Origin of the sequence: Pedobacter sp. (assembly GCF_035566355.1) — a bacterium.
In the GTDB taxonomy this organism is placed as follows: domain Bacteria; phylum Bacteroidota; class Bacteroidia; order Sphingobacteriales; family Sphingobacteriaceae; genus Pedobacter.
On sequence record NZ_DATMRL010000242.1, the window covers coordinates 1 to 16,510 of the forward strand.

Below are 16,510 nucleotides of genomic sequence, written 5' to 3' on the forward strand. Positions count from 1 at the left end.
TCTATAGGCGTAAAAGTGATCAGCAAAATATGATCATTTGCATTGGCAACCGGTAACCTCTTTTCTATACTAAAACACCTGCCTTCAAAACATTTGGAAAGCAATCTCATCAAAGTCCGCTTATAACGATGGGCAATCAATTCTACAATTTGCTCCCCACTTATGGGATTTTTTTCCAAGAAACTTCCCACAAAATGCAATGACTCTATTTTATAATAGGCCAACTGATATTTTCTGTCAATTAAAAAAAATGAGTTATCAATCAGCTCACAAACACTATCGTTTGACATAATCCCCTTTATTTACAACTGTAGACCACATGACACTCATTCTTGCATATTTTTTTCTACCGAAGATTACATTAATAGAAAACAATTTTCCTAATAAAGTTCAAAATCCTGGCAATTTAACCCTAATACTTGATTTTGGAGTAATAATTGTCTCGATATAATTAATATTCACTAACGAGATCCTAAACAAATCAACGAAATTAATATTACTTATGCAAGAAATCCTATCAAAGAAAGATATAGGCGAAAGAATAAAGACCCTCAGAACTGCACACCGTCTTTCTCAGTCAAAAGTTGCGGACCTGTTAAGTATTTCCAGAAGTAATTACTCTCAGATTGAATTGGGAAATCAATTTCCTTCCTTTAATATCCTGAATGTGATTGCCCGATATTATAGCAAAAGCTATAATTGGTTGCTTCATGGAAAGGATGGAGATGAACAATCAGCAGATCAGATCAACGCGAATTCGGTTATACAGGAACTGGAAAACACACTTGAAACCTTCAATACCTTGTTAAAAAAACTGGAAAAGGAAATCCTGATCCTCAAAACCTCCAGCCATCAATATTAAAAACGAAAAGGGCTGCAACGTATGTTACAGCCCTTTTCGTTTAATGTATCTTTAAGATTATTCTGCAGCAGCGTCAGCAGCAGGTGCTTCAGCTTTAGCAGCTTTCTTTGCAGGTGCTTTTTTAGCAGGTGCTTCTTTCGGAGCAGCTACTTTTTTCTCAGCTTTAGCAACAGGTGCTTTTTTCTCTACAACTTCTTTTACAACTTCAGTAGGTAAAACAGATACATAAGATTTGTTATCTTGTTTTTTCTTGAAGATTACGGTACCATCAACCAAAGCAAATAAGGTATGATCTTTTCCAATACCTACACCTTTATCCGGGTGGTGTTTTGTACCGCGCTGACGTACTAAGATATTTCCGGCAATAGCTTCCTGACCACCGAAGATTTTAATACCTAAGCGTTTGCTATGCGATTCACGTCCGTTCCTGGAACTACCGGCTCCTTTTTTATGTGCCATCTTGTTTTATATTTTATAAACTGCCTAAACTAACGGCAATTTTTGTGTTAAACAATAATTATAAACTGATACCAGAGATCTGGATTTTGGTGAAATACTGACGGTGACCGTTTTTCTTTTTGTAACCTTTTCTACGTTTCTTTTTGAAAACGATTACTTTATCACCTTTTAAATGAGACACGATTTTAGCTGAAACTGTAGCACCTTTCAATGCAGGAGCTCCTACAGAGATTTTACCACCATCTTCAACCAACAATACATTGTCAAATTCAATACTAGCGCCTTCATCTCCTTGCAAACGGTGTACAAAAAGGTGCTGGTCTTTTGCAACTTTGAATTGCTGTCCTGCTATATTTACTATTGCGTACATTGTTAAATAATTATTATTTTAAATTGTTTATTTTTTTTATCGAGGTGCAAATATAGAACTATTTTTTCTAAATTCAAATGAATTGAAGAATAGCACAAATATATTTGTACCAAATCCACTTATTTACCCTTAGCTTCCTTACCGTAACGCTCTTCTGCATCATTTATGCTTTGCGCCACCAGGTTCTTCATCTGTGTCGCTGCATCCCCCAGCTTAGGAATTTCATTAAAATCCGACATCAGGATCACTTTCTTCGATTTGCGTTTGTAGTTGAACTGAAACTCATACCTCAATACTTTAGGCGATGTAAGATCAGATCCCCTGTTGGCAATTACATCAGGAAAATTCCAAAGTCCCAGCTCATTGGCTTTATTGTGCAAATATATAATGTCATTGGTGCGCAGCTTCACATTTGTTTTTACTAAAGAATCACGGCTGTTCAGGTACTGATAGTCGCCGGTGGCAGAATCATAGGAATTGACTAAATCTTTACCCACGCCCCATTTAAACTGCAGCGATACGAATTCATTAGACCTGAAAGGTGCGTTTTTGATGATTGGCGCATAATAGACAACGCAATAGATCAAAAAAGGCACGACGATAGTTAGTATTAAAAATATCTTTTTTCCTCTGGTACTCATTTAAATGTATTTATAATGTATGTTGTATTCTAATCTAAAGGCTCTGTAAGTTCACCCTCCCATTTACTCACTACTGCAGTAGCCAGACTGTTCCCAATCACATTGGTAGCAGATCTGCCCATATCCAGCAACGGATCTATCCCAATCAGCAATGCAAGACCAGCTTCCGGAATGTTAAAGGTAGCAATGGTCCCTGCAATCACCACTAACGATGCCCTTGGCACTCCTGCAATCCCTTTGCTGGTCAGCATCAGGATCAGCAACATGGTAATCTGCTGCTCAAAAGACAAATGGATTCCATAAGACTGCGCAATAAATAAAGAGGCAAAAGTCATATATAACATGGAGCCATCCAGGTTAAAAGAATAACCCAGTGGCAGCACAAAACTCACAATTTTATCTTTACAGCCAAAACGCTCCAGCTGCATCATTGTTTTCGGATAAGCAGCCTCGCTACTTGCGGTACTAAAAGCCACCAAAACAGGCTCTTTCATCCGGTTCATCAGATTAAATACCCTGGATTTCAAAATGGTAAAACCAATAAAGATCAGTACAAGCCATAACAAAAGCATCGTAGAATAGAATTCTCCTATGAATAAAGCATAGGTGGAAAGCACGCTCAGCCCCTGTTTAGCCACAATAGCAGCCATAGCTCCAAAAACAGCAAAAGGCGCAAAGTTCATCACATAACCGGTCACTTTCAAAATTACATGAGCAACCGCATCAAAGAAACTGATAATCACCTGTCCTTTTTCTCCGATAGCTGCTGTCGCCACACCAAAGAACAAGGAAAACACCACAATTTGCAGAATTTCATTTGTTGCCATCGCCTCCGCCATACTTTTAGGAACGATATGGGAAATAAAGTCTTTCATAGACAAAGCCACTTTATGGATCCCTGTATCTACATTACTTGGCGGCAAAGGCAAATGCATCGTTTCCCCCGGTCTGAAAATGTTGACCATAATCAGTCCCAAAACCAGCGAAAGCAAAGATGCACTGATAAACCACAACATCGTTTTGCCACCAATTCTTCCAACAGCTTTAATGTCCCCTACTTTGGCTACCCCCACAACCAGGGTACTGAAAACAAGGGGTGCAACAATCATTTTGATCAGTCTCAGAAAAATATCACTTAACAGCGTAAGCGGTTCCAGTTTCTTTTCCCGGATAGCCTCATTTTCATGACGTAATTTTTCGGCCGCCGATTTTTGCGCTTTCAATTCCGCAAAGACTGTGCTTGTGGTATCTTTTACTTTAAGGATTTGGCCATCTAAAGCTTTCACCTTAGTATCTGCGGCTGCAATATGATCATTATAGGTACTGAACGATTGTACATTCAGATAATATCCCAGGCCAATACCCAGCACCAGAGCTAAAAAGATAAAAAACGTTAATCTGTTGTTCTTCGACATCTGCTAATTAATTTCATTAATACGGTTTGTTTGTATGACTGCAGGGCTGGGCCATGGACAGTTTTATAAGGCTGTAAAACTACAATAATTAAATTATTCTATAAAGTTTGTTGATAAACCAATAAAATTCGCATTTTCGCTGTAACAAACACTCGTAAAATACTTCTAAAGTTATATCAACTCTCTATAGGTGGAACAAAAAGACCAGTTATTTAAGCAAATCTTCGATACCAACTCCAAGAAAATATTCCATTTATGTTATGGATATACCGGAGACAAGGATTCTGCAAATGATTTGTTACAGGAAACCTTTCTAAAGGTTTGGCAAAACCTGGACAAATTCAGAAACAAATCCCTGATCTCTACCTGGATCTACAGAATTGCTGTAAACACCTGTTTAACCTATTTAAGATCAGAAAAGAGACAAGCTAAGGACGAACTTACAGACAACATCATAGAGAATAAGGTAGAAGAATACTCGGAGAAGAACGAGCAGATCGCCTTACTCTATAAATCCATATCTAAACTGGAAGAGAACGACCGTTTAATTATTACCATGGTTCTGGATGAACTACCCTATAACGAGATCGCTGAGATCTCCGGCATCAGTGAAGGGAATTTAAGGGTAAAAATTCACCGCATTAAACAGAAACTTACAGAAATATACAATGAGCATGCAAGAATTTGATGATATACAATCGCTTTGGCAGTCACACACAGTGGAGGTAAACATCTCTTCTGAGGAGATGCTTGCTCAAGCGAAAAAGGAAGTGAACAGCATCCGTACCAAATCGCTTTTAAACATCGGCGGCATGGTCTTGTCACTCCTTGCCTTCGCTGCCCTGTGGTTATTTTTTGATTTTCAATCCTGGACAACCCACGCAGGTATAGGCATTATTGTCTGCTCTATTGCTATCTATACCTTCATTTTATACAGAGGTTACCGCTTAATCTCACAAAATGATTTTACCGCCCATCCCAATGAATTTTTAAGCCAGTTAAAACTCTATCAGCTCAACAGGTTTAGTCTGTATCATAAACTGTATTGGTTTTACACAGTAGCCTTAAGCATAGCCATTGTGCTGTTCTTCTTTGAAGTACTCTCCTATTTCAGTTTCTGGAAACAATGCATTACCATAGCCTTCACCTTTGGCTGGATGATCTTCTGCTCAACCATATTCAGAAAGGCTGTTATAAACAGGGAAAAAGAACGTATCAATCTTTTAATTGAGAAATTTGAAAGAATTAGTGCCCAATTTAAAGAAACCGGGCACTAAGATTATTCTTTTACCTCGTTTGCAGAGAAACTATTTCCGCTTAATTTATATTGAATCTTCTTCTCTGCACCAGCCTTTTTAGTCGTATCGGAAGGATCGGTTACCGGAAAACTCCTGAACAATTCTCCATTCTTAATATAGAATTTATCATTGCCCTTATACAACTTTTTCATACTGCTGCTTAGTGGCGGGAAGCTGATCTTTTGAAAGCCATTCCTGCTGTATTCGTAAACATTTAAATCCCGAACATTTTTCTTGCTGAGCAGTTCCACATAGAGTTCAGGATTTCCATCATTGTCCAGATCCATATTCCAGGCATCTGTAATAATCCCCTTACGTTCATTCGAAAAAGACTTATAGTCATTCCTGGCCGAGTCGGACATCAGGATCAAATAACCCCCCAGGGAGTCAACACCTTTACCCCAGCTCACGACCTCAAAATTAAGCCCTGGCCTGATGGCTATATTTTTATAAAAGGGAAAGGGATTAGCCTGTTTTTCTACCGGGGCCTTGCTGCTGCTTAAAGCAACATGTTTTTCAGGATTATCTCCGGTACAGGAATACAGAAATAAAATACCTGAGGCGAACAAGGAGGATCTCACAATTAAATCTTTCAGTTTCATCTTAATTACATTATATAGCAAGCAATTTAACTCAAAAAAAAACGCCAAACAAGGAGAATCCCCTGTCTGGCGTTTTTTTTACCTCTGCTAATTATACTATTTCGCAGGTGTTTCAGGCGCACCGTTATTTAATTCCGTTTGCGTCACTACGCTTCTCTTACCACTTTTGGTAATTACAATAGTTTTAAGGTTCAGTTTCTTTCCTTCAGGCACATTCACTTTGATTGGCCCTGTGTATAAAGCACCACTCTCAGAAGGTCTGTAATTATCTAAAGTATAATAGATCTTTGCTCCTTCTACCGGAACTTTAAGTTCAATATTAAACTGACTTCCTTTCAGCACCTTATCATTCTGTCCAATCGGTGTTGGCACCCAATAATTCGTATTGGTTTTATCCAGGCGGGCCAAATGAAGCGGTAAACGCTCTTCTGAGAAGTTCTTTAAATCCTTACGGTTTTTCTGTGTCCAGGCAATCTCTGCCAAAGCAAACATCCTTGGAAAAACCATATACTCTGCTTTTTCAGGACTTTCAACATATTCAGTCCAAAGATTAGCTTGTACACCGATAATATATTTTTGCTGATCTGAAGTTAATTCAGCTGGTATAGGATCATAGCCATAAGCTTTGGTATAGGGCGCAAAACCTCCGATCGCCAGAGGCTCATCCGGAGAATTCGATTGCTTATGGTCAAAATACAAACCATTTGATCCAGGCGTCATGATCACATCATGATGCTGCTGCGCAGATGCAATTCCACCTTCAACACCTCTCCAGGACATTACAGTCGCGTTTGGTGCAAGACCACCTTCCAGAATCTCATCCCAGCCAATGATCGAACGGCCTTTACCATTCAGGTATTTCTCAATGCGCTGTATAAAATAGCTTTGCAATCCATGCTCATCTTTCAGGTTGTTCTTTTTAATAAAGTCCTGGCAAAAAGTAGAACGCTTCCAGAAATCTTTAGGGCACTCATCTCCACCAATATGGATATATTTAGATGGAAAAAGAACCATAACCTCGTCCAGTACATCTTCTAAGAATTTGAAGGTGTTCTCTGTTGGCACAAAAACATCCTGGTGTACACCCCAGGTTTGCTGTACTTGTTTCCCTTTTCTAGATCCCGCCCATGGTGCTTTAGGATCAGTTGGGGTGTCCTCATTAGGGAAACAGCTCAATTCAGGATAAGCCGCAATAGCAGCAGAACCATGACCCGGCATTTCAATTTCAGGAACAACTGTAATATATCTGGCCGAAGCATACGCTACAATCTCTTTTACCTCATTCTGAGTATAAAATCCTTTGTATACTTTATCATCTGTTGTTACTCCAGGAAAATTACCGATCACTGTACCATTTCTGGAAGAACCGACAGAAGTTAGTTTTGGATATTTTTTAATCTCGATTCTCCATCCCTGATCTTCTGTTAAATGCCAGTGGAAGTTATTCAGTTTATACTGAGCCATCATATCAATATACTTTTTAACAAAAGCAACCGGGAATAAATGACGACCTACATCCAAATGCATTCCCCTGTATTTGAACCTTGGATAATCATTAATGTCTGCAGCAGGTACAATGATTTTGCCATCCTGCTTTTCAGGCAGCAGTTGCATCACCGACTGTACAGCATAAAATAAGCCTGCACCTTTTCCAGTGATCAGGAATTTATCTTTAGTAATGCTGATGCTGTAACCTTCTTCCGGAAGCTTATCCGCTCCTTCAGAAGTAATAACTATAGCCTTGTGGTTGGCCTCCGGAGATTTAACCTCTCTCAGCGCAAAACCGCCTTTGGTTGCAATAAAAGCATTTAGTAAATCTGCAACACGTGCATTTTCAGGATGAGCAGAGACCAATAAAGTGGTTTTATCCAGAACAAAGAGTCCCGAATGCTTCTCTACAGAAACCGGGGCAGGAATAATTCCCATGCTGGCATCATTTTGCGCGTACAGATTTGTACTCAGCAATGCACAGATGACAATTGGTAAGATTTTTTTCATGATTTGTTTTGTGTGTTAGGTGGTACTAAGTAATTATCCTAAGATAAATAGAACCGCCGCCTCTGATACATCACATTTTTGTTACAATAGAAGTCAAACGTTTGAAATGAACGGAAACAGCGCATATTTTTTTTCTACAATAAACCATAAAGAATAAAAAAAGCGGAGCCGTTCTTAAACAGCTCCGCTTTCAACAATAATTTTTATGCTTAAGAAACGACTTCTGAATGGTGTTCTTTAGCCGCCAGATAGCGTTCCGCATCCAATGCAGCCATACAACCAGATCCGGCCGCAGTTACTGCCTGACGATAATAATGGTCCTGAACATCTCCCGCAGCAAATACACCCTCAACATTAGTTTTGGTTGTACCCGGAATAGTTTTCAGATAACCTGTTTCATCCATATCAATCCATCCTTTGAAAATATCTGTGTTCGGTTTATGGCCAATAGCTACAAAGAAACCTTCTACTTCGATATCTTTTTCTTCTCCGGTTTTGTTATTAGAGATTTTAAGACCAGTAACATTTTTACCATTACCCAACACCTCTTTTGCTTCGGAGTTGTAGATTACTTCAATATTTGGTGTGTTCAGTACACGGTGTACCATGGCTTTTGAAGCCCTGAATTCATCACGGCGAACCAACATATATACTTTTTTACAAAGTTTGGCCAGATAAGTAGCCTCTTCAGCTGCTGTATCTCCTGCACCAACAATAGCAACATCCTGTCCCTTAAAAAAGAAACCGTCACATACTGCACAGGCAGAAACACCGAAACCATTATATTTTTGTTCACTCGGCAAACCTAACCATTTAGCAGTTGCACCTGTAGAAATGATCACTGTATCAGCAGTAATGGTCTTAATTTCATCTACAACCACTTTATGAGGCAAGGAAGAAAAATCTACAGAACTTACATAACCAAAACGGATATCAGTACCAAATCTTTCTGCCTGTTTTCTAAAATCTTCCATCATTTCCGGTCCCATAATACCTGTAGGGTAACCCGGGAAATTATCAACGTCCGTTGTTTGCGTCAATTGACCTCCAGCTTCCATACCTGTATACAATACAGGTTTAAGATCTGCACGGGCAGCATAAATTGCAGCTGTATAACCAGCAGGGCCGGAACCAATAATCAGACAGGGAACGTGTTCTATTTCTTGCGACATATTTTTATATAATTCGTTTGTTTTACAAATTTAATCATAATAGATCAAATCCACCAATAGCACCCAGCTATTGTGATCTGCAGATTATAATCCTTTTTTCTTAGATTCTTCTAATTGCTTCAGTTCTTTTTTAGTACGCTTCACATCTGAAACCACCTCATCCATTTTGAAAGTAACCACCCGCAGTCCGCCGTTGATCACCCAATCCCCATCCTTCTTGTCCTGCACGTACTGGCCGGTCTCTATCAGTTCTCCTTTATCATCAAAAGCTTTAAAAGGCCCCTGCATTACGCCTCTGTCAAAGGTAACCAGAGTCTTAACCAATCCATTTTCATAGTAGCCCAGCCACCGGCCCTGCTTTAAACCATTCTCAAAATCTCCCGAAAGAACTTTATAACGGTCTTTCCCTGTATTCAAGGCCTCATAACCCGTAGTACTTTTGTTTGGATTAATCCAGTCATAGTATACAAATCTGCCATGAGGTACCTCCAGCAGAGAGTCTTTAAAAGACCCGGTTGCGGCAATGTATCCATCCATATCATATTTTTTGAATACCCACAAGCTATCTCCAGATACCTTACCATATACCGCGTAGCTTGCGGCATGTACAGAATCTGCGGTCACCTTATCTTTAATATCAAAATAAACGGTTTTAACCTGGCTGTAACCACACAAAGCGGAACACAAGATCAGCAAGCCTGCAATGAAAATCTTCTTCATATACAAAAATATCATTCTAGGTTTGAATAATCCCTACATTGAAGCGCTTTTTTACAGGACTCTGATTTGCCGCCTCAATCCCCATAGAAATCACCTTACGGGTTTCCAGCGGATCAATGATTCCGTCTACCCATAACCTCGATGCCGCATAAAAAGGCGTCGTCTGGCTGTTGTACCTGTCTGTAATCTCTTTAAGCAGTTCCGCTTCTTTTTCCGGTGTAATGGTCTCCCCTTTAGATTTCAGAGAAGCCTCCTGGATTTGTAACAAGGTTTTTGCAGCCTGAGCACCGCCCATCACCGCAATCTTCGCACTCGGCCAGGCAAAAATCAACCTCGGATCGTAGGCTTTACCACACATGGCATAGTTACCTGCACCGTATGAATTTCCTATAACAATGGTAAACTTAGGCACCACAGAATTGGCCACTGCATTTACCATTTTAGCCCCATCCTTTATAATTCCACCCTGCTCTGACTTACTACCCACCATAAAACCCGTCACGTCCTGTAAAAACACCAGTGGAATCTTTTTCTGGTTGCAGTTCATAATGAAACGCGCCGCCTTATCGGCACTGTCTGAATAAATTACCCCACCCAGCTGCATTTCTCCTTTTTTCGATTTTACAATCTTCCGCTGGTTGGCCACAATCCCTACAGCCCAGCCATCCACACGGGCCAAACCGCAAACGATGCTCTTTCCATATTCTTTTTTGTATTCTTCCAATTCAGAATCATCCACCAGGCGCTTAATCAACTCCACCATATCATAGGGCTTCTCCCTGTTTTCAGGCAAAATACCATAGATCTCTTCCTCTGGAAATTTAGGTAAAGCAGGCTTGATCCGATCAAAACCCGCAGATTCCGGAGCGCCCAGCATACTCATAATATTCTTAATACTGTCTAAGCAAGCCTGGTCGTTCGGTTGTTTATAATCCGTAACTCCCGAAATTTCACAGTGCGTTGTGGCACCACCCAGCGTTTCATTATCTACATCTTCCCCAATGGCAGATTTAACCAGGTAAGAACCCGCCAGAAAAACAGAACCCGTGCCCTCAACAATCATGGCCTCATCACTCATAATCGGCAGATAAGCCCCTCCTGCAACACAAGAACCCATAATAGCAGAAATTTGTACAATCCCTTCTGAAGACATGATCGCATTGTTTCTGAACATCCTTCCAAAATGTTCTTTATCCGGAAAGATCTCATCCTGCATCGGCAAATACACCCCGGCACTGTCTACCAGGTAAATGACCGGCAAGCGGTTCTCCATGGCAATCTCCTGTGCACGCAGGTTCTTTTTAGCGGTCATAGGAAACCATGCACCTGCTTTAACGGTAGCATCGTTGGCCATAATCATACATTGCCTTCCGGAAACATAACCAATCCCACAAACTACCCCTGCAGAAGGACAGCCCCCCTCCTCCTCGTACATCCCCTCAGCAGCAAAAGCACCAAGTTCAAGAAATTCACTTTCCTTATCAATCAAATAAGAAATCCTTTCCCTTGCCAGCAATTTGCCTTGTTCTTTCTGCTTAGCGGCAGCCTTCTCGCCCCCACCCGCATATATTTTTTTCAGACGCGTTTTAACCCCGTAAACCAGTTGCTTATTCACGTCTTCGTTCTTATTGAATTCTATATTCATTCGGCCAATGTAAATGTATTTTTTTTGAAACTATAGTCCATTTCAGGATTCGGTATAGGGAACCAGATCAATATACCAGTAACCCGCAGGCTCAGCTGTACTGCCAGAAGGAGAAGGATAGGTTTTATACACTTTTTCTCCGGTAACAAAACCAACAGGGTGCTTAAAAAGCGGCCCATCAAAAACAAAAGTATGGAACTCCCCATTCTCCCCACAAGGATCAATACCTTCGGGAAGATCATCCATGAAATCATCATCAATAACCCTTCCACAGAAAGCCTCTAAACCCCGTTGTGCACAAACCACCACAGTTTTATAGCCAAGCGCCAGGAACTCTTTTAAAATAGCACGGGTATCCTTTTTCCATAGCGGAAAAACGGCCTCCATTCCGATCTCAGACAATTTCTTCTCCCTGTAAATTTTAAGATCTTCCAGAAAAATATCTCCAAAAACAGATGTTGAGATCCCTTCCTGCTTTAATTTATTTAAATGCAGTTCCATGGTTTTCTCATACTCATCCATCTGCGGAGATTCAGCCAGACGGACCTGATACAAGGGAATCCCAATGCTCTCTGCCTGTGCAATAAGCAACTCCTCCCGTACACCATGCATACTGACACGATTATAGGTATCACTCAAAGTGGTCAGCAAATAATTGACTGCCAGTTCCTTTTCCTCAAGAACTTTATGAAGGGCCAGGGTACTGTCTTTCCCGCCACTCCAGTTAAATAAAGCCTGTTGTTTTTCCATTCCCGATAAATGTAAACATTTGGCAAGTACTGGTGGTTACAGAAATCTTATTCTTGTGTTAAAATATCTGAAGAATTTTTCTCCCTGATCAAAAGCCCTTGACCTGCAGGCGGGTCCATTTGTAGACCAGATAACTTTGCGCTACGTACATCTTCCAGCATTATGGCATAGCGGCCATCTGGCTTTTCAAAACGAAAGGAACAATCTTTCAGGCTAAGCCCTGCTACATGCCTTGCCCAAAGCCCGTAAGAAGGCTGGACTTTCAAATTCGAAGCATTATATTGCCCTACGCCCAATTCAGGGCACACATTAGAAGTATCACTGGCCGGATTTCCTCCTTTTACCAATACCCGCACATCTTCAAAAGAAATATTCCTGATGTAGCCTGTATGCTTCCCGTTAGGCAATTTAAAATCTAGGCCACCCTTTACCACAGCATGCTCGGGCAACTGATATCCAGCCACAATTGGTGTTGAACGAGGTTGGCTGCCATCAAAATGCTTCCACCTTGTTCCATTATAAGAACTCCCGCTATACACTTCCGACACATCAATATGTTTTAAATCAATAGCTTCCACCTCGCCAATATTTACATTTTTAACCAGCAGCTCATCATGTTGTTTTCCGTTCTCCGTAAATTCATACCGGCCAACTTCTGCACCAATAATCCTTCCCCGGTTAGAAATAGAAATAAAAAATGGTGCCATGGCCCGGTACATTTTAGATCTGGAATGCAACGGCCCGGTATGTCCGCAGTTCAAATGAATGTTACTGATATGCCCGCCATCATTGGTCGAGATAGAAAATCCAGCTTTATTGGCCCCAAGCACATAAATATTATCTACACAAACATTGGTAATGTCATCGGCCGTTTCCGAACCAATTTGAAAGAGGTTACAATTGGTATCCCCGATCACATTTCTCACCTTATAATGACTTGCCGGACGGGTGAAGCCCAGTGCACAGTCAGAACCTGGCTTTACAATATCATCAGAACTCACTTTAGAATAGATATTTTTTACCCAAACATCATTGCAGGCCATAAAATCATAAATATCCCTGGCATTTGTAGTGTGCTCTTTTCCAAAATAAGTATCATGAACGCTGATGTGATCTGTACCTGTAGCCAATAACACAAAATGCCCTGCACGTTCTATTTTGAGCATCTGATCATCCTCAAAAAGCTTTTCTCCATTTTGGCCGATATAATAAGGCGCATCCTTTTTTTCATCATACCATAAATCCTCCTTGCGTTCCACACCCCCGATCTCCAGGTTGGTACACAGCTTCAGGCTAAACATCTTATCCGCCCGGTTATCCGGCGCATTGTTCATCACCTTATCGCTGTTTACCAGGTTACCATCACCAGTAATCATTCCGGCACCAATAATTTTCACATTGTCCAGCCGCTCGCCAAAAAACATTGCATTACGGAAATAATGATGGCCAACATCCTGCTTGGTCAGGTAGTTTTCCGGATCGGCATAAGGCCCCATATCCGTAGGCGACAGACCCGAGCGGTACTTCTTGTCACTAAACCAGGTCATTTCCGGTGCATCAGCCCCTTTAATCGCCCTGATCACTGCCCCTTTTTCCAAATAGAGATACACATTACTCTTCAAATGAACTGTTCTTACCCTATAATCACCCTTTTTAAAAACAAGAGTCCCTCCACCAATATGGTTCAGGGAGTCAATGGCCTTGTTAATTCCATCGGTATGATCCGCTGTACCCGCGATAAAAGGACCTACAGCCATTTTACCCGAATAAAAAGAAACCACATTAGAAAAGCCCTTGTATTCCCCGGAAAGGATCTTTAAGCGAAATTTGTATAAACGGTCAGGAAGCAAAGCCTTCACTTCAGCAGCTCCCTCTCCAAATTTTGCAGGCAATGGCTTCCAGGTCTTTCCATTGTCCAAAGACTGCATCAATTGAACAGCCTTTTGCGGCACTGCCGATCTCCATTTAAAATTGAGCCCGGTATAACGATTTTGATCTCCTTTATAGTGCAAACCTCTGTCCAAAACCCGTGCAAAATCTGCAAGCCTGTTCTGAACCTTTAATACAGCAATTTCAGCCCCTGTACCCGTACTGCTCAACACCTCCGGCTGAGCAGTCGTATAAACAGCTTTCAACTGATAATCACCTGTTTTAGTCAAACAAACATTTTCAATGCGCACTTTCAGGTCCGGTCCGTTCGCCGGCCTTAAATCCAGCCCGGAAAACAGAAGTACAGTGCCCGATGCATCCTTAGAAATCCGGACTTCTCCAACTTTTTGATAAGGATAAGCACTGCCCACCCGTCCAACAGATTGCGTACTCAGGTCCTTTAGTTTTACAAAACCCCGTCCAATCACATTAACAGAGGTATTTTCTAAAGTCACACCAAGTTCAGCAGGAATATAAAATTGAACACGAGCATCCGGACTTCTCTGCCCTGCTGTATAAGAAAACAACACATCTCCCCTTGTGCCGCGGGTCATTTCAACCGTATCCAAAACCAACTGGCCACCCAAAGCCATCTTTTTAACCTCAATGAAATAGGTTTGAACCCGGCCATTCTTTGACTTTACCTGCAAACGATCGCCCGTAAAGAGTTCAGTTCCATTTTTAATTTCTCTCTGATTATTCCGTACAATAAACCCAGGCAACAAATCACCTTTGCTATTCAGCACCTGGAAAAGCCCATGCACATCTGCTCCCGCCGAAACCAGACCCTGATCTTCAGGTGTATCCACCGTAAAACGATAAGTGGTGCCTTTAGCCAGTACAATCGTATCCTTTTTAATTTGCACAACAGGATTGCCTTGCCCTCTAACAACAGCAGCGCCCAGTAAAAGAATACCCGTAAGCAAAGTCCATTTGTTTATGCCCATATTAAATTTAAAAATATAGGCAATCCTGCCGAAAAAGATGAGCCTAATCAGCAGAATATTCAGCAATTACAGCAAAAAGGCTATTTAAATTCTTTAATATCTACAATTCTGTCCGGATCCTGTGCTTTCAGGAAAGAAATTCCTTTCGCATTTTTAACCCACTTACAATTTTGCTGTATCCAATCATAAGTACTCTCCAGGCTCGATGCTGTTTCGGCCGGAACCGGCTGCAGAAAAACCTCGCCAGTTGGATAGTGCAGCTCATATAAAGAATTACCCACCAAAAACACGAAGGTAGAAATATCAGAAGAGTTGATCACAAAATCACCTTGTATGCGCTGGTCTGGATTTTGTCTTTTCAATAAATAAGCTTTGGCATATACCCTGGTTACATAAAAATCATTGTTGATGATGTAACCTGCATTACCAACCCGCGTAATTCCTTTGGTAAACTTCACATCTGCAGGACCATTAGAAGGGCGGTACAAGCTCGTCACTTCCACCTTATTGTTCTTTACCGTTACAATATACACCGGAGCTGCCAAACCAGACTGGTCTGCAATCTGTACCAGTGCACAGGTTTTAGCCGTATTGATAAACTCGGCAAAAGCAAACTTATCCGTTGCAGATTTCGGATCATCTGGCTTTACCTGGATCTGCACCAGTGTATCCCGAAACTTAACACTATACCATTTTCTTATTCCGTCGCCATCTTTTTTATCCAGCTGACCAGAGGAGTCTTCCATTTTGCTGATGCCCAGCGTATCACTGCCTTTACCATATTCGTTAAAGCTTTCCATAGCCGTTAATACTATCGGCTTATATACTTTGGAGATTTCGTTTTTGCTGCAGCCAAACAGAACAGCTGCGAGGAGAAGTGCGTATAGTGTTGGTTTCATATCTATATAAAGGCCTTAAAGGCTAATGTTTTCAGGTAGGCGAATATAATAAATTTAAAAGAAGCTCTTTAAACGAATTAGGCGGAAATAAAAAAAGCGGAGCACATCTATATCTGCTCCGCTCATCGCTCTCCTAACCACAGGAAACCTTAGTTTCCTATCCCAATAACTTTATAGGTTACTTTGTTGTTGCCATCTATTTGTTTTTCATAATAAATGCCATCTTCAGTTACATAGTATTGTACGCCTTTGATCATCACGTCTCTGGTACCTTCAGGAAGCTGATCTACGGTATCGCCAACCTGAGGAACATTAGCCGGAGTATCTACTGTATTGTTGCCATCACCAGTGTTCAGCACACCATCTTTACCTGCAACCACATATACGGTTTTACCATTCGCATCTTGTCCTATTGTATAGTACACGCCTTTATATTCGTAGTAAGTCTGGCCATTGATGGTCACCTCTTTAGCTGCTGAAGGCAAGCTTGGAACTTGTGCACCTACCGGAGGAACGACTACTTTATATTCGTTGTCATACTGTCTGTAAAAGAACCCATCAGAGAAATAAAACTGATCTGCACCAAAATAGAAAGGATAATATCCATAAGGCAATACACTTAAACTAATGCCTAAAAAAGGCCTGTAGAAACTGTAATACCCATAATAAGGTCTGCGATATCCCCATCCCGGACGGTAACCCCATCCCGGACGATAACCCCAGCCTGGGCGATAACCCGGACGACCTGGACGATAGCCACTAACAGGCCTCGACGGACGGGAACCAGCATTAAATGAAGAGCG

The 16,510-nt window shown here is 41.1% G+C and carries 17 protein-coding genes; 3 read left to right on the top strand and 14 right to left on the bottom strand.

What is annotated here, in order from left to right:
• A partial coding sequence (locus VNZ46_RS09315; protein ID WP_325559863.1) for a hypothetical protein occupies nucleotides 1–290 on the bottom strand: 290 nt, incomplete at its 3' end.
• A gap of 212 nt (nucleotides 291–502) precedes the next feature.
• On the opposite strand from VNZ46_RS09315, the gene VNZ46_RS09320 reads away from it, so the two are divergent.
• Nucleotides 503–862 carry a helix-turn-helix transcriptional regulator gene (locus VNZ46_RS09320; RefSeq protein WP_325559864.1) on the top strand — a complete coding sequence of 120 codons (360 nt, stop codon included), beginning with the start codon at nucleotides 503–505 and terminating at the stop codon, nucleotides 860–862.
• A gap of 57 nt (nucleotides 863–919) precedes the next feature.
• On the opposite strand, the gene rpmA is transcribed toward VNZ46_RS09320, so the two are convergent.
• The 4 genes from rpmA to VNZ46_RS09340 form a co-directional block, all read right to left on the bottom strand.
• Nucleotides 920–1,321 carry a 50S ribosomal protein L27 gene (gene rpmA / locus VNZ46_RS09325; RefSeq protein ID WP_199081780.1) on the bottom strand — a complete coding sequence of 134 codons (402 nt, stop codon included), beginning with the start codon at nucleotides 1,319–1,321 and terminating at the stop codon, nucleotides 920–922.
• A gap of 58 nt (nucleotides 1,322–1,379) precedes the next feature.
• Nucleotides 1,380–1,691, bottom strand: a complete 312-nt coding sequence (gene rplU, locus VNZ46_RS09330; protein ID WP_008241463.1) for a 50S ribosomal protein L21 — start codon at nucleotides 1,689–1,691, stop codon at nucleotides 1,380–1,382.
• 119 nt (nucleotides 1,692–1,810) lie between these two features.
• A complete protein-coding gene (locus VNZ46_RS09335) occupies nucleotides 1,811–2,332 on the bottom strand; it encodes a hypothetical protein (RefSeq protein ID WP_325559865.1) in 522 nt (173 codons plus the stop codon).
• A gap of 29 nt (nucleotides 2,333–2,361) precedes the next feature.
• Complete coding sequence (locus VNZ46_RS09340) at nucleotides 2,362–3,747, bottom strand: dicarboxylate/amino acid:cation symporter (RefSeq protein WP_316838172.1); 1,386 nt, start codon at nucleotides 3,745–3,747, stop codon at nucleotides 2,362–2,364.
• Between the two features lie 190 nt (nucleotides 3,748–3,937).
• On the opposite strand from VNZ46_RS09340, the gene VNZ46_RS09345 reads away from it, so the two are divergent.
• Together VNZ46_RS09345 and VNZ46_RS09350 are read left to right on the top strand one after the other, a co-directional pair.
• Nucleotides 3,938–4,435, top strand: coding sequence for an RNA polymerase sigma factor (locus VNZ46_RS09345; RefSeq protein WP_108549983.1), 498 nt, complete (start codon nucleotides 3,938–3,940; stop codon nucleotides 4,433–4,435).
• Nucleotides 4,416–5,024, top strand: coding sequence for a hypothetical protein (locus VNZ46_RS09350; RefSeq protein WP_325559866.1), 609 nt, complete (start codon nucleotides 4,416–4,418; stop codon nucleotides 5,022–5,024). Before VNZ46_RS09345 ends, VNZ46_RS09350 begins: the two co-directional genes overlap by 20 nt.
• A 2-nt stretch (nucleotides 5,025–5,026) precedes the next feature.
• On the opposite strand, the gene VNZ46_RS09355 is transcribed toward VNZ46_RS09350, so the two are convergent.
• The 9 genes from VNZ46_RS09355 to VNZ46_RS09395 all read right to left on the bottom strand — a co-directional run.
• Nucleotides 5,027–5,647, bottom strand: coding sequence for a hypothetical protein (locus VNZ46_RS09355; RefSeq protein WP_325559867.1), 621 nt, complete (start codon nucleotides 5,645–5,647; stop codon nucleotides 5,027–5,029).
• 96 nt (nucleotides 5,648–5,743) lie between these two features.
• On the bottom strand, nucleotides 5,744–7,645 hold the full coding sequence (locus VNZ46_RS09360; protein ID WP_325559868.1) for a beta-N-acetylhexosaminidase: 1,902 nt from the start codon (nucleotides 7,643–7,645) through the stop codon (nucleotides 5,744–5,746).
• A 209-nt stretch (nucleotides 7,646–7,854) separates the two neighbouring features.
• Entirely contained in the window at nucleotides 7,855–8,817 is a 963-nt protein-coding gene (gene trxB, locus VNZ46_RS09365; protein ID WP_316838168.1) for a thioredoxin-disulfide reductase, read from the bottom strand.
• 84 nt (nucleotides 8,818–8,901) lie between these two features.
• Nucleotides 8,902–9,537, bottom strand: coding sequence for a hypothetical protein (locus VNZ46_RS09370; RefSeq protein WP_325559869.1), 636 nt, complete (start codon nucleotides 9,535–9,537; stop codon nucleotides 8,902–8,904).
• Nucleotides 9,538–9,553: 16 nt separating this feature from the next.
• Nucleotides 9,554–11,182: an acyl-CoA carboxylase subunit beta gene (locus VNZ46_RS09375; protein WP_325559870.1), complete on the bottom strand. Its 1,629-nt coding sequence runs from the start codon at nucleotides 11,180–11,182 to the stop codon at nucleotides 9,554–9,556.
• Between the two features lie 42 nt (nucleotides 11,183–11,224).
• Nucleotides 11,225–11,932: a diphthine--ammonia ligase gene (locus VNZ46_RS09380; RefSeq protein WP_325559871.1), complete on the bottom strand. Its 708-nt coding sequence runs from the start codon at nucleotides 11,930–11,932 to the stop codon at nucleotides 11,225–11,227.
• Between the two features lie 47 nt (nucleotides 11,933–11,979).
• Entirely contained in the window at nucleotides 11,980–14,808 is a 2,829-nt protein-coding gene (locus tag VNZ46_RS09385; RefSeq protein ID WP_325559872.1) for an endopygalactorunase, read from the bottom strand.
• An 80-nt stretch (nucleotides 14,809–14,888) separates the two neighbouring features.
• Complete coding sequence (locus VNZ46_RS09390) at nucleotides 14,889–15,707, bottom strand: hypothetical protein (protein ID WP_325559873.1); 819 nt, start codon at nucleotides 15,705–15,707, stop codon at nucleotides 14,889–14,891.
• A 149-nt stretch (nucleotides 15,708–15,856) separates the two neighbouring features.
• A partial coding sequence (locus VNZ46_RS09395) for a DUF6515 family protein (RefSeq protein WP_325559874.1) occupies nucleotides 15,857–16,510 on the bottom strand: 654 nt, incomplete at its 5' end.